At 61.3% G+C, this 14731-nt stretch carries 9 protein-coding genes and 1 pseudogene; 5 read left to right on the forward strand and 5 right to left on the reverse strand.

Annotated elements, in window-relative coordinates:
- Positions 1–120: 120 nt before the first annotated feature.
- Positions 121–1398, forward strand: coding sequence for an O-acetylhomoserine aminocarboxypropyltransferase/cysteine synthase family protein (locus BFP99_RS03495; RefSeq protein WP_065946633.1), 1278 nt, complete (start codon positions 121–123; stop codon positions 1396–1398).
- On the opposite strand, the gene BFP99_RS03500 is transcribed toward BFP99_RS03495, so the two are convergent.
- The 3 genes from BFP99_RS03500 to putP form a co-directional block, all read right to left on the reverse strand.
- Positions 1384–2109, reverse strand: coding sequence for a DUF4123 domain-containing protein (locus BFP99_RS03500; protein ID WP_065946634.1), 726 nt, complete (start codon positions 2107–2109; stop codon positions 1384–1386). The two genes, BFP99_RS03495 and BFP99_RS03500, sit on opposite strands and share 15 nt — an antisense overlap.
- A 15-nt stretch (positions 2110–2124) precedes the next feature.
- Positions 2125–4140, reverse strand: coding sequence for a type VI secretion system Vgr family protein (locus BFP99_RS03505; protein ID WP_065946635.1), 2016 nt, complete (start codon positions 4138–4140; stop codon positions 2125–2127).
- Positions 4141–4343: 203 nt separating this feature from the next.
- Positions 4344–5828 (reverse strand): sodium/proline symporter PutP, encoded by a 1485-nt coding sequence (putP, locus tag BFP99_RS03510; protein WP_065925680.1) that lies wholly within the window; start codon positions 5826–5828, stop codon positions 4344–4346.
- Between the two features lie 460 nt (positions 5829–6288).
- On the opposite strand from putP, the gene putA reads away from it, so the two are divergent.
- A complete protein-coding gene (putA, locus tag BFP99_RS03515; RefSeq protein WP_065925681.1) occupies positions 6289–10242 on the forward strand; it encodes a trifunctional transcriptional regulator/proline dehydrogenase/L-glutamate gamma-semialdehyde dehydrogenase in 3954 nt (1317 codons plus the stop codon).
- A gap of 152 nt (positions 10243–10394) precedes the next feature.
- Positions 10395–12197 (forward strand): acyl-CoA dehydrogenase, encoded by a 1803-nt coding sequence (locus tag BFP99_RS03520; RefSeq protein WP_065946636.1) that lies wholly within the window; start codon positions 10395–10397, stop codon positions 12195–12197.
- On the opposite strand, the gene BFP99_RS03525 is transcribed toward BFP99_RS03520, so the two are convergent.
- The gene (locus BFP99_RS03525; RefSeq protein ID WP_017526490.1) at positions 12194–12484 is read right to left on the reverse strand and encodes a cell division protein ZapA; all 291 of its coding nucleotides are present in this window, start codon (positions 12482–12484) and stop codon (positions 12194–12196) included. The genes BFP99_RS03520 and BFP99_RS03525 overlap by 4 nt on opposite strands.
- Positions 12481–12711, reverse strand: coding sequence for a hypothetical protein (locus BFP99_RS03530; protein ID WP_003187970.1), 231 nt, complete (start codon positions 12709–12711; stop codon positions 12481–12483). Before BFP99_RS03530 ends, BFP99_RS03525 begins: the two co-directional genes overlap by 4 nt.
- Positions 12712–13002: 291 nt before the next feature.
- Here BFP99_RS03530 and BFP99_RS33940 point away from each other — a divergent pair.
- Both BFP99_RS33940 and BFP99_RS33945 read left to right on the forward strand, forming a co-directional pair.
- Positions 13003–13758: pseudogene (locus BFP99_RS33940) on the forward strand (MCP four helix bundle domain-containing protein); the annotation flags it as partial.
- The gene (locus BFP99_RS33945) at positions 13750–14613 is read left to right on the forward strand and encodes a methyl-accepting chemotaxis protein (protein WP_370671258.1); all 864 of its coding nucleotides are present in this window, start codon (positions 13750–13752) and stop codon (positions 14611–14613) included. The pseudogene BFP99_RS33940 and the gene BFP99_RS33945, both read left to right, overlap by 9 nt.
- The last annotated feature ends 118 nt before the right edge of the window (positions 14614–14731 follow it).

Genomic DNA, 14731 nt, shown 5'->3' on the forward strand with positions numbered 1-14731 from the left:
CCGCATGCCGGGCGGTGCTTATGCCGCAAAGGCAGGCAGCCCGTTGAAAAAAATCTAAATGCCGACGGCAAGGCGGATTTATTGTGGCCTTCCACCACTCCAGGGAGGTCAATAACAACCATGAAAGACGCCACCATCGCGCTGCACCACGGTTTCAAGTCGGACCCGACCACCAAGGCCGTCGCCGTGCCGATCTACCAGAACGTCGCCTTCGAATTCGATAACGCCCAACACGGCGCCGACCTGTTCAACCTGGACGTACCCGGCAATATCTACACGCGCATCATGAACCCCACCAACGATGTGCTGGAGCAGCGCATCGCCGCCCTTGAAGGCGGTATCGCAGCGCTGGCTGTCTCGGCCGGCAGCGCGGCGATCCACTACGCAATCCAGACCTTGACCCGTGCGGGTGACAATATCGTCACCACTCCGCAGCTTTATGGTGGCACCTACACCCTCTTCGCCCACCTGCTGCCGAGCTTTGGCGTGGAGGTGCGTTTCGCCCGGGACGATTGCGCTGCAGCCATCGCCGAACTGATCGATGACAACACCAAGCTGGTGTACTGCGAAAGTATCGGCAACCCCGCGGGCAATATCATCGACATCGAAGCCCTGGCCGACGTTGCCCATGCCCGTGGCGTGCCGCTGGTGGTGGACAACACCGTGGCCACGCCGATCCTGTGCAAGCCGATCCAGTTCGGCGCCGACATCGTGGTGCACTCGGTGACCAAATACGTCGGCGGCCATGGCAACTCCCTGGGCGGTGTAATTGTCGACAGTGGCACGTTCCCGTGGACGAAATACGCGGATAAATTCCCCGGCCTCAACCAGCCCGAGCCGGCCTATCACGGCGTGGTCTATACCGAAAAATTCGGCCCCGCCGCCTTCATCGCCCGTGCTCGTACCGTACCGCTGCGCAACACCGGCGCAGCGTTGGCGCCGATGAATGCCTTCCTGTTGCTTCAAGGTCTGGAAACACTGGCATTGCGCATGGAGCGCCACACCGAAAACGCCCTGAAAATCGCGCAATTCCTGCAAGGCCATGCCCAGGTGGAATGGGTCAGCTACGCCGGCCTGCCGGACCACCCGCACCACGCATTGGCGCAGAAATACATGCAGGGCAAACCGTCGGCGATCCTGTCCTTTGGCTTGAAGGGCGGCTTTGATGCCGGTGTGCGCTTCTACGACGCCCTGCAAATCTTCAAGCGCCTGGTCAACATCGGCGACGCCAAGTCCCTGGCCTGCCACCCGGCTTCCACCACTCACCGACAGATGAACGAGCAGGAACAGGCCAAGGCCGGCGTAAAACCGGAAATGATTCGCCTGTCGGTGGGTATCGAAGCGGTCGAAGACCTGATCGACGACCTGCAACAGGCGCTGGCCTCAACTCAACTCTGAGTCCAGGTAGCCCGCCAGCGCTTCAGCGCTGATGTCCGTACTGCGCGCGAAGTAGGCGACCTTGTGCTGCAAGGTCGCCGGTGTGAACGCGGCATACAGGTCGGGGCGCTGCTCTTCAAGCCACTGCAGCAGGTTGTCGATCAGGGTCTGTGGCGACTGCGCGGCCAGGTGTTCCAATAACGATTCAGGCACTCGCCACCAGGGACTGGCTTTGGCCGCCGTTACCGACGCCGTCGCAACGCCCAGCGACTGGCCATTGATCAGGTACCGCTGGAACACCGGCAACACCGCGCCGATTTCATCGCCCAGCTTCTGCACGATCGGCAGGAACTGAGCGCCATCCCAGAAGCGCAGGAACACACTCCGCTCATCGGGAAGCAGTATCTTGGTCAGGCTTTGCAGGTGGGCGACTACGGCTTCCAACGGACTGGACGAAACCGCGAGCCACCCCCAATCCGTAGCTTCAGTGGTTGCAATCCAATCGAGGAAGGCACTGTCGGATTCGACAATCCCTACGCAGGGCATCACCTCACCCCACTCGGCATAAGCCGTGCCTGCCCAGATCGCTTGAGGCGGCATCCCGGCTGCCGAGACTTTCCAGGCAGCCAGCGGTTTCGCATCACTGGCACTGCTCAGCACCACATAGAGCCGCTCGTTGGGGAGTAGAGGGCATTGTGCAAGCCAGTCATCGGGGGTCAAGGGTTGAGACATCAGGATAAATTCCTTTTAAGGTTGAATGGGCGGGGAGACACCGCACTGCCCGGCACTGCAGCGTTGGCACTCTTCGCAAAACGGCGCGTTTCGTTTCAGGCTGGCGACCTGTATCCGGCTTAGGGGTGCGGGAATAACCGCCAGCAATGCCGCCTTCACCCCAGGCATCAATGGCGAAGCCGCCGGAGCAGGCGCGCCTCCCAGCTGAATCGGCGCGCTGCTGAAGATCCCGTCTGCCGACAGCGTAATCGACTGCCCACCGGCCTGAATTGTCACGCTTGCGCCCGCCTCTATAACGACGCTCTGCCCGGCGCCCATCCGGATGGCCCGCCCGGCCCGCATCTGCTGCGAACCACCGACCACCAGATGATCGTCCTGCTTGAGTTCGGTCAAACGATTGCCATGGGTGATGCGCTGCTCTTCGCCATGCAGTTCATGGTGCGACTCACCGCCCACCCTGATGCGGCATTGATTGTCGATCTGCACCTGCTGGTCGTGCAGCACATGTTGGGTCCAGTCCCGCTGGGCGCGCAGGTAGATCTCCTCGGCGCCCTTGCGGTCTTCGATGCGCAGTTCGTTGTAGCCACCGCCACCGGGGCTGCTTTGGCTACGGAAGATGCTGCGGGTCTTGTCTGCCGGCAGGTCGAGAGGGACCGGCGTCGCCGCGTTGGGCAGGCAGCCCATCACCAGCGGCATGTCCATATCTCCATTGACGAACCCCACCAGCACTTCCATGCCCACGCGCGGGATAAGCACCGAACCATAGCGGTCATGGGCCCAACCGCTGGCCACCCGCAGCCAGCAACTGGAATGATCGTTATGCTCGCCAACGCGATCCCAGGCCAGTTGCACCTTGACCCGGCCGTATTCGTCGCAATGGATTTCACTGTCGACGGGGCCGGTGACCACGGCGTTCTGGTAACCCGACAAAGTCGGCCTCGAGTGCTCAGGTGAGGGCGGGCGGAAGATCACGTCCCACGGAGTCGCCACACATTCATTGCGATACCCCTGAAGAAAATCTCCACCGCCAACCTCGGTGACAGCCTCCTCCAGAACCTGGGGCTGCCTGCCTTCGTGGGTAACTTGCGTCACCAGCCACACGTCATTCCATTCGTCCCGCGGATGCCCAGTCAACTTGAGGAACCGGCCGCTGCTCAATGCAGGGTCATCGCCGCTGGCACGAGCTATTCGATAGTCGCTACGGTGCCGCTCCAGGCCACGTTGCGCGAGGTATTTGCCGTGGGGGCGATCGGAAAAATGACCGGGGTAGGCCTGCGCCTCAAACCGTGGAAGCTGTTCGCCGACCACGCCACTCTCCAGCACCAGGCTCGGCTTGAGAAAGTCGTAGTCACGCAGGTTGACCGCGGTGGTGCGGGTTTCCAACCGCAGCGCAAAGCGCTTGATGGCCGGCGTATCCGCCACCATCCCGGAGCCCGGCATGTAGGGCGTAGGCTGATCGGGCGGGGCGAAAACGGTCTGGTCATCGCCAAACACCAGCAGGTGTCCTTCGGGCGAATGCTGGAAGTGATAGTGAATCCCCTGTTCGGCACACAGGCGCTGAATGAAGGCCAGGTCGCTCTCGCCAAACTGCACGCAATACTCGCGCTCGGGATAGGCGCCACTGAGGTGAAATTCGAATTGGTCGGCATGGAGCTGCTGCTCCGCCAGCACCTGCGCAATGATCTGCGGCACCGTCTTGTGCTGGAAGATCCGCTGGTGACTGCTGTGCGCGAGATAGGCCAACTGCGGCACAAGGCTGATCTGGTAACGCGTCAGCCGCCGCCCGGAATCGCCCTGCGCCACCCGATAAACCAGGCCGTGGACGCCATGACCGTGAGCGTCGAAGCCCAGGTATGCCGGACGATGCAGCAGGCTTTCCAGGTCCAGGTCGGGCTGTTCGCTGATCAGTTCAAGATCAAAACGATACGGCAGGCTGATGGCTTCGCGGCCCTGGAACTCAAACACCTTGAGTTCAGTCGACACACCGTCGAGGGTCAGGGTAAAGGCACTCTGATTGGCAGGAGCGAACATCCAGTGTTTCTCTGCGAGGGGTAGGCGGGAGATTCTGCACCACTGCCTCACCCTGCCGGGCACAGCCCAAATAAATCAGTAAAACCCTACATGTGTACGTAGGAGTCCTACTCAGTCCAGCTCGAATCGCACGCAAAAAAAGACCCGCCATCCGTAGGACGCGGGCCTTCTTTTAATTCATCGAGCGCTCAGCGCCCGGCGAATCACTTATTGAGGTTGTAGTCTTTTTCCGCCGCATCAAAGCGCTCGACCATACCGGCTGTCGGTGCGCCCAGCTTGCTTACGAAATAGATGGCCAGACTGGCGAAGATGAAGCCAGGGATGATTTCGTAAAGGCCCAGCAGTTCGAAGTGCTTCCACACGATCACGGTGATCGCGCCGACCAGGATGCCGGCCAGTGCGCCGTTGCGGGTCATGTTTTTCCAGATCACCGAGATCAGCACCACAGGGCCGAACGCAGCGCCGAAACCGGCCCAGGCGTAGCTCACCAGCCCCAGGACGCGGTTGTTCGGGTTGGCGGCCATGGCGATGGCGATCAGGGCAACCACCAGCACCATCACGCGACCGATCCACACCAGCTCAAGCTGGGAGGCGTTCTTGCGCAGGAACGCTTTGTAGAAATCTTCGGTCAGGGCGCTGGAGCACACCAGTAGTTGGCAGCTCAAGGTGCTCATCACGGCGGCGAGGATGGCCGACAGCAGGACACCGGCAACCCATGGGTTGAACAGGATTTTTGCCAGTTCGATGAACACACGCTCAGGGTTTTCGGTGACGGGACCGGCGACCTCAGGGTGCGCCGAGAAGTAAGCGATACCGAAGAAGCCCACCGCCACGGTACCGGCCAGGCACAGGATCATCCAGGTCATGGAGATGCGACGCGCCTTGGCGATCGACTTCACCGAATCCGCCGCCATGAAGCGCGCGAGGATGTGCGGTTGACCGAAGTAACCCAGGCCCCAGCCCATCAACGAGATAACACCGATGAAAGTGGTGTTTTTCAGCATGTCGAAACTGGTCGGGTCCTTGGCTTCAATCGCCAGGAACGTAGTGTCCACACCGCCGGTGGCCAGCAGCACAATGATCGGCGTCAGGATCAGCGCGAAGATCATCAGCGTGGCTTGCACGGTATCGGTCCAGCTCACGGCCAGGAAACCACCGATAAAGGTGTAGGCAATAGTCGCTGCAGCACCGGCCCACAGCGCGGTCTCGTAGGACATGCCGAAGGTGCTTTCGAACAGACGGGCACCGGCCACGATGCCGGAAGCGCAGTAGATGGTGAAGAACACCAGGATCACCACCGCAGAGATGATCCGCAGCAGGCCGCTTTTATCTTCGAAACGGCTGGAGAAGTAATCCGGCAGCGTCAGGGCGTCACCGTTGTGCTCGGTCTGTACCCGCAGGCGACCGGCCACGAACAGCCAGTTGAGGTAGGCACCGACGATCAGGCCGATGGCGATCCAGCTTTCCGACAGGCCGGACATGTAGATCGCGCCCGGCAAACCCATCAACAACCAGCCGCTCATGTCGGAAGCACCGGCGGACAAGGCTGTCACCACGCTACCGAGGCTGCGACCGCCCAGGATGTAATCGGAAAGGTTGTTGGTGGAGCGATAGGCCATCAGGCCGATCAGCACCATTGCTGCGATGTAGATCACGAATGTGATCAGGGTTGGATTACTTACGCTCATATGAGTGACGCCCTGGCTTTGTTTTTATGTAGCGGCGGTCTGTCAGACGGCCACCCACTGGTCAGTGAGTAAACGTACCTGCGTGCCGCGCATTTATGACTGACGTTTCCCCAGGAAAGCCGCCAGCCGATGAACCAAACCCTAAAGTCGGTTGCACCTTGGGCGCGAATGCTATTCAACAAAGTAAATAAGGTGCAACCAGTTTCTTGGGAATAAGTTGCACCCAGGTGTAAAACACAAAAAACACTGGTTTTTTGCTCCTTTTCGGAGCAAGAACAGCCGATCTCAGAAGCAAATGCACCAAGCCGAAGCAGATTCCGTCGACGGCCGATTTTTTCCGATCATGCGTCGAAAAATTCATCAACAAAATGGGTTGCACCCGGTTGCACCTCTCCCTGAGCAAAGCTAATCTTGCCGCCAGCTGATGCCACTCGGTAGTGGCACCCATGAGGATAAGAAAATGGCTACGACCACCCTTGGGGTCAAACTCGACGACCCGACCCGCGAACGCCTCAAGGCGGCCGCGACCTCCATTGATCGCACGCCGCACTGGCTGATCAAGCAGGCGATTTTCAATTACCTGGAGAAACTCGAGGGTGGTGCAACCCTGACCGAGCTCAACGGCTTGAGCAGCAAGGACGCTGACGACGCAGGCGAAGTCCAGAGCGACCACGCCCACCAGTGCTTCCTTGAGTTCGCCGAGAGCATCCTGCCGCAATCCGTACTGCGCGCTTCGATCACCGCCGCTTACCGTCGCCCCGAGCCGGAAGTGGTGCCGATGCTGATCGAACAGGCCCGCCTGCCGGTGCAAATGGCCGAAGCCACCAACAAGCTCGCCGCTTCGATTGCGGAAAAACTGCGCAATCAGAAGAGTGCCGGCGGCCGTGCCGGGATTGTTCAGGGCCTGCTGCAGGAATTCTCGCTGTCGTCCCAAGAAGGCGTAGCCCTGATGTGCCTGGCCGAAGCACTGCTGCGGATCCCGGACAAAGGCACCCGCGACGCGCTGATCCGCGACAAGATCAGCACCGGCAACTGGCATCCGCACCTGGGCAACAGCCCGTCGCTGTTCGTCAACGCCGCCACCTGGGGCCTGCTGCTGACCGGCAAACTGGTCGCCACCCATAACGAAGCCGGCCTCACCTCATCCCTGAGCCGCATCATCGGCAAGAGCGGCGAGCCGATGATCCGCAAGGGCGTCGACATGGCCATGCGCCTGATGGGCGAGCAGTTCGTGACCGGCGAAACCATCGCCGAAGCCCTGGCCAACGCGAGCAAATTCGAAGCCAAGGGTTTCCGCTATTCCTACGACATGCTTGGTGAAGCCGCCCTCACCGAACACGACGCGCAGAAATACCTGGCCTCGTACGAACAAGCCATTCACTCCATCGGCAAAGCCTCCCACGGCCGTGGGATTTATGAAGGCCCGGGTATCTCCATCAAGCTGTCGGCCCTGCACCCGCGTTACAGCCGTGCGCAGTACGAGCGCGTGATGGATGAGCTGTACCCGCGCCTGCTGTCCCTGACCCTGCTGGCCAAGCAATACGACATCGGCCTGAACATCGACGCCGAAGAAGCCGACCGCCTGGAGCTGTCGCTGGATCTGCTCGAGCGCCTGTGCTTCGAACCGCAGCTGACCGGCTGGAACGGCATTGGCTTCGTGATCCAGGCCTACCAGAAGCGTTGCCCGTATGTGATCGACTACGTCATCGACCTGGCACGCCGCAGCCGCCATCGCCTGATGATCCGCCTGGTAAAAGGCGCGTACTGGGACAGCGAGATCAAACGCGCCCAGGTCGAAGGCCTGGAAGGCTATCCGGTGTATACCCGCAAGGTGTACACCGATGTTTCCTACATTGCCTGTGCACGCAAGCTGCTGTCGGTACCGGAAGTCATCTACCCGCAGTTCGCTACGCACAACGCCCATACCTTGTCGGCGATTTACCATATCGCCGGTCAGAACTATTACCCCGGCCAATACGAGTTCCAATGCCTGCACGGCATGGGTGAACCGTTGTACGAGCAGGTAGTAGGCAAGGTTTCCGAAGGCAAGCTGAACCGTCCGTGCCGCGTGTACGCACCGGTCGGCACTCACGAAACACTGCTGGCCTACCTGGTGCGTCGGCTGCTGGAAAACGGCGCCAACACCTCGTTCGTCAACCGCATCGCCGACCAGTCCATCTCGATCCAGGAGCTGGTGGCCGACCCAGTGGCCAGCATCGAGCAGATGGCGACGCTGGAAGGCGGCTTCGGCCTGCCGCACCCGCGTATCCCGCTGCCCCGTGACCTGTACGGCAGCGACCGTGCCAACTCGGCCGGTATCGACCTGGCCAACGAACACCGCCTGGCATCGCTGTCCTGCGCCCTGCTGGCCACTGCCCACAACAACTGGAAGGCCGCGCCGATGCTCGGTTGCGCCGCCAGCGATCAAGCGGCGGCACCGGTATTGAATCCGTCCGACCTGCGTGACGTGGTCGGTCACGTGCAAGAAGCCACCGTCGAAGACGTCGACAACGCGATCCAGTGCGCCATCAGCGCCGGCCCGATCTGGCAGGCCACCCCGCCCGCCGAACGCGCCGCGATCCTGGAACGTGCCGCCGACCTGATGGAAGGCGAGATCCAGCCGCTGATGGGCCTGCTGGCCCGCGAAGCCGGCAAGACCTTCGCCAACGCCATCGCCGAAGTGCGTGAGGCCGTGGACTTCCTGCGCTACTACGCGGTACAGGCTCGCAACGACTTCACCAATGACGCCCACCGCCCATTGGGCCCAGTGGTGTGCATCAGCCCGTGGAACTTCCCGCTGGCGATTTTCAGTGGGCAAGTGGCTGCCGCACTGGCCGCCGGTAACCCGGTCTTGGCCAAGCCAGCCGAACAAACCCCGCTGGTGGCTGCACAAGCCGTGCGCATCCTGCTCGAAGCCGGTATTCCCCAAGGCGTACTGCAATTGCTGCCGGGCCAGGGTGAAAGCGTCGGTGCGCGCCTGGTGGGTGATGATCGCGTCAAGGGCGTGATGTTCACCGGTTCCACCGAAGTCGCGCGCCTGCTGCAACGCAATGTCGCCGGGCGCCTGGATGCCCAGGGCCGTCCGATCCCGCTGATCGCCGAGACCGGCGGCCAGAACGCGATGATCGTCGATTCCTCGGCGCTCACCGAGCAGGTGGTCATCGACGTGGTGTCCTCGGCCTTCGACAGCGCCGGTCAACGTTGCTCGGCCCTGCGCGTGTTGTGCCTGCAGGAAGATTCGGCAGACCGCGTGATCGAAATGCTCAAGGGCGCCATGGCTGAATGCCGCCTGGGCAACCCGGAACGCCTGTCGGTGGACATCGGCCCGGTGATCGACGCCGAAGCCAAGGCCGGCATCGAGAAACACATCCAGGCCATGCGCGACAAAGGCCGCAATGTGTACCAGGTGGCGATTGCCGACGGTGAAGAAATCAAGCGCGGCACCTTCGTGATGCCCACCCTGATCGAGCTGGAAAGCTTCGACGAACTGCAACGGGAGATCTTCGGCCCGGTGCTGCACGTGGTGCGCTACAAGCGCAAGGAGATCGACCAGCTTATCGGCCAGATCAACGCGTCCGGCTATGGCCTGACCCTGGGCGTACACACCCGTATCGACGAGACCATCGCCAAGGTGATCGACAACGTCAATGCCGGTAACGTCTATGTAAACCGCAACATCGTCGGTGCCGTGGTCGGCGTGCAGCCGTTCGGCGGCGAAGGCCTGTCGGGCACAGGCCCGAAAGCCGGTGGTCCGCTGTACCTGTACCGCTTGCTGTCAACCCGTCCTACCGATGCGATCGAGCAATCCTTCGTACGTGGCGACAAGCTGGCGGCACCGGATGTACGCCTGCGCGACGCCTTGAGCCAACCGCTGACCGCCCTGAAAACCTGGGCCGACAGCAATAAGTTCAGCGAGCTGAGTGCGCTGTGCAGCCAGTTCGCCGCGCAGTCCCAAAGCGGTATCACCCGTCAATTGGCCGGCCCGACCGGCGAGCGCAACAGCTACGCCATCCTGCCTCGCGAGCACGTACTGTGCCTGGCGGACGTGGAAGGCGATCTGTTGACTCAACTGGCGGCGGTATTGGCGGTCGGCGGTTCGGCGGTATGGCCGGAAACCGACTTGACCAAGGCCGTGTTCCCACGGTTGCCGAAGGAGATTCAGGCGAAAATCAAGCGCGTGGCCGACTGGAGCAAGGACGAGGTGGTGTTTGACGCCGTCCTGCACCACGGCGATTCCGACCAACTGCGTGGGGTGTGCCAGCAAGTGGCGCAGCGTGGCGGGGCGATTGTCGGGGTACATGGTTTGTCTCAGGGCGAGACCACGATTGCCTTGGAGCGCCTGGTGATCGAACGTGCGTTGAGCGTTAACACCGCTGCTGCCGGCGGTAATGCCAGCCTGATGACCATCGGCTAACTGAATGTGGGAGGGGGCTTGCCCTCTCCCACATTTGATCGCATTTCAATTCCCCTCCCCGCGTTCTGCCTCTTCATCACCCAGATCAATCTTGCTATCCAGTCTTTATTCGCGCACTTAGACTCAGGCCAATTCCCCAAAGGTAATCCGCCATGTCCGAGACGCTGCTCAGTTCCCGCAATCTGGCTTTCGAGCTGTACGAAGTCCTCGATGCCGAGGGCCTGACCCAGCGCGAGCGGTTTGCCGAGCACAACCGCGAAACCTTCGATGCGGCCATCAGCACGGCCCGCAACATTGCCGAGAAGTACTTCGCGCCACACAACCGCAAGAACGACGAGAACGAACCGCGTTTTGAGGACGGCAAGGCGATTCTGATTCCGGAAGTGAAACCGGCGGTGGATGCGTTCCTTGAAGCCGGTTTCCTCAATGCGGCCCGCAGCTTCGAAGCCGGTGGCATGCAGTTGCCGACCCTGCTGTCCCAGGCCTGCTTCGCTCACTTCCAATCCGCCAACGCGGCCTCGACGTCCTACCCGTTCCTGACCATGGGCGCCGCCAACCTGATCGAAAGCTTCGGCACCGAGGAGCAAAAACAGCGCTTGCTGCAACCAATGATCGAAGGCCGTTTCTTCGGCACCATGGCCCTGACCGAGCCCCACGCCGGCTCATCGCTGTCGGATATTCGTACCCGCGCCGAGCCCGCGGCTGACGGCAGCTATCGCCTCAAAGGCAACAAGATCTTCATCTCCGGCGGCGACCACCCGCTGTCGGAAAACATCGTGCACATGGTGCTGGCCAAGCTGCCGGACGCGCCCGCCGGGGTGAAGGGCATTTCGCTGTTTATCGTGCCCAAATTCCTGGTCAACGACGACGGCAGCCTCGGCGCGCGCAACGACGTGCTGCTGGCCGGGCTGTTTCATAAGATGGGCTGGCGTGGCACCACGTCCACGGCACTGAATTTCGGCGATAACGGCAACTGCGTCGGCTATCTGGTGGGTAAACCGCACCAAGGCCTGAGCTGCATGTTCCAGATGATGAACGAGGCGCGCATCGGTGTCGGCATGGGCGCGGTGATGCTCGGTTACGCCGGTTATCTCTATTCGCTGGAATACGCCCGCGAACGCCCGCAAGGCCGCTTGCCCGACAGCAAGGACCCAGGCACCGCGCCGGTCTCGATCATCCAGCACGCCGATATCAAGCGCATGCTGCTGACGCAAAAAGCCTACGTCGAAGGTGCCTTTGACCTGGGCCTGTACGCCGCGCGGCTGTTCGATGACACCACCACACTGGAGACCGAGGCCGAACGCAAACAGGCCCATGAACTGCTGGACCTGCTCACCCCCATCGTCAAATCCTGGCCATCGGAGTTCTGCCTCAAGGCCAACGAACTGGCGATCCAGATCCTCGGCGGCCATGGTTATACCCGCGAATACCCGGTGGAGCAGTACTACCGCGACAACCGCCTGAACCCGATCCACGAGGGCACCCATGGCATCCAGTCCCTGGACCTGCTGGGGCGCAAGCTGGCGCAGAACGGCGGCGCGGGCCTGAAGCAACTGATCCGGCTGATCGCCGACACGGGCGCGCGGGCACAGGAATATCCAGGCCTGACGGCATTGAGAGAGCCGCTGGAGCACCTGGTCAGCCGCCTGCAAAGCGTGACCATCGGCCTGCTGACGGATCTCGCCCAGGGCAAGGTCAACAGCAGCCTGGCGAACTCGGCGCTGTACCTGAAGGTATTCGGGCATACGGTGATTGGCTGGCGCTGGCTGGAACAGGCGATTCGCGCCGAAGAAGGGCTGGCCAAGGGCAATGTGGCCGATGTCGCCTTCTATCAAGGCAAGCTCCAGGCCGCCCGGTACTTCCTGACTTGGGAGATTCCGGGCTGCCATCATGAACTGGTGATTCTGGAGGCACGGGATGATACGTGCCTGGGGATGCAGGATGAGTGGTTCTAGGGCTGGATCGCCTTGGAAATCACCTCGACCGTGGCGCTGACTTGCTCTTGGTAACGGTCGAGTTCCTGCTGGTGAGCCTGCTGCATTTCGATCTGCTCGGCGCACAGGTTCAGCGCCGCCAGCACCAGTAGCTTGTCACCGATCAGGGTCGGGTACTTTTTCTTGGTGGTGGCCAGGGAGGCCTTGAGCATGGTCACGGCGTGCATCAGGGTTTTATCTTCCCCCGCCGGGGCCTTGATCGAGTAATCCTCTCCGAGAATCGAAACGACCTTTATCCCTTCATTCATGCGCTGACAGGGCCTGCGCTCACGCGCTCAACCAGCGCCTGGATACGTGCTGCGGTGGCGCCGTGCTTTTCTTCCTGCTCCATCAGGTTCAGTTGCAGGCTGTCGTTCTCATCCTTGGCGCGAGCCAGTTCGGCCTTGAGGGATTCGTTGCTGCCCAGTAGCTCCTGATTCTGCTGTACCAGGTCGCTGACCAGTTGTTCCAGTTGGCTGAGGGATGCTTCTAACATTTTGATTTCTCGGGCTTTTTCAAAGGGCGGTGACGATAAAGAAAATTCACCTCGGATGCCAGGGTTATCCCTGGCGCGCAGCCCGTTTTTTAAGGGCCGGGCCACGCTTTCGAGCCTTAGTGACTGCATTTCCCCCATCTGGTTCCTGAATCCGCGCAACCCCTCGTCAGATGCGACAAAAACGCACAGCCCCCTTTAGACTTTAGTCGTATGCCCGATAGAGAGGCACACCCCGTCTCATGACCGCACGGATTGCGCCTCTCCCAGGATTTCCGCATGTCGCTTCGTAATATGAATATCGCTCCGAGGGCCTTCCTCGGCTTCGCGTTTATTGGCGCGTTGATGTTGTTTCTAGGCGTGTTCGCCCTGAACCAGATGAGCAAGATCCGTGGCGCCACTGAAGACATTACCTTGTCCAGCGTGCCAAGCATCCGCGCCCTGGACGAGTTCACCCAACTGACCCTGCGCCTGCGCGTGCTGTCTTACCGCTTGCTGACCAACCGCGAGCCGGATGTGCAGCAAAAGACCCTGGAAGCCTTCGAACTGCGCAACCAGCAGATCCGCACCGCCCAGGGCGTCTACGAGAAACTGATTGAAAGCAGCGAAGAACGTAGCACCTACAACGAATATGTAAGCCTGCTGGGCCAGTACCATCAGATTGAAGAGCGCATGAAGAGCCTGTCACGGGCCAACCAGATGGATGAGCTGCGCAGCCTGCTTAACACCGAATTGCTGAGCAACTCCGAGCAGGTCAACGCCGTGCTGACGCGCCTGCTGGACCTCAATAACAAGATGGCCCTGGCCACCAATCAGGAGGCCGAAGACCAATACAACACGGCCTTCAACCTGGTCGTGGGCCTGCTGGTGATCGCCACGCTGCTGACCCTGCTGTTTGCCTGGCTGCTGACCCGCAGCATCACCCTGCCGATTTCACAGGCACTGGAAGCGGCGGAAGAAGTCGCCGAAGGCAACCTGACACGGCCGATCAAAGTCGACGGCAACGATGAGGCCGGGCGCCTGCTCGCCGCCATGGCCAAGATGCAGGACAAACTGCGCGACACCCTGCAACGCATCGCCGGCTCCGCCACCCAACTGGCTTCCGCCGCCGAGGAACTGAACGCCGTCACCGACGAAAGTGCCCGTGGCCTGACCCGACAAAACAACGAAATCGAGCAAGCCGCCACCGCCGTCAACGAGATGACCAGCGCCGTTGAAGAAGTCGCACGCAATGCGGTGAGCACCTCGGAAGCCTCGCGCAACGCCACCACGTCTGCTGGCGACGGCCGCGACCTGGTGCAGGAAACCGTCAGCGCCATCGAGCGCATGAGCGGCGATGTGCAAGCAACCGCCACCTTGATCGGCGAACTGGCCAATGAGTCGCGCGATATCGGCAAAGTGCTGGACGTGATTCGCGGCCTGGCCGACCAGACCAATTTGCTGGCCCTGAACGCGGCGATTGAAGCCGCGCGCGCCGGTGAAGCCGGTCGCGGGTTCGCGGTGGTCGCCGATGAAGTGCGGGCCCTGGCCCATCGTACCCAGCAGTCCACCAGCGAGATCGAGCGGATGATCGGCAGTATCCAGGCCGGTACCGAGCACGCGGTGGACTCGATGCGCAACAGCACCGAGCGGGCGGAGTCGACGCTGAACATCGCCAAAGGCGCAGGGATGTCGCTGGACACCATCAACACGGCGATTGTCGAGATCAACGAGCGCAACCTGGTGATCGCCAGCGCTGCGGAAGAACAGGCGCAGGTGGCGCGGGAAGTGGACCGCAACCTGGTGAACATTCGTGATCTGTCGGTGCAATCCGCTACGGGCGCCAGCCAGACCAGCGCCGCGAGCAGCGAATTGTCACGCCTGGCGGTAGACCTGAACGGGATGGTAGGCCGCTTCCGCCTCTAACGCCCTGCACTGGCTGAAATGTGGGAGGGGGCTTGCCCTAATGCCGGTCAGTTAAGGCTTTTTGTAGGAGCGAGCTTGCTCGCGAAAAACGCCCAGGCAACGCGTTCATTCTCGATAA

Origin of the sequence: Pseudomonas sp. 1 R 17, assembly GCF_900067035.1 — a bacterium.
GTDB lineage: Bacteria > Pseudomonadota > Gammaproteobacteria > Pseudomonadales > Pseudomonadaceae > Aquipseudomonas > Aquipseudomonas marginalis.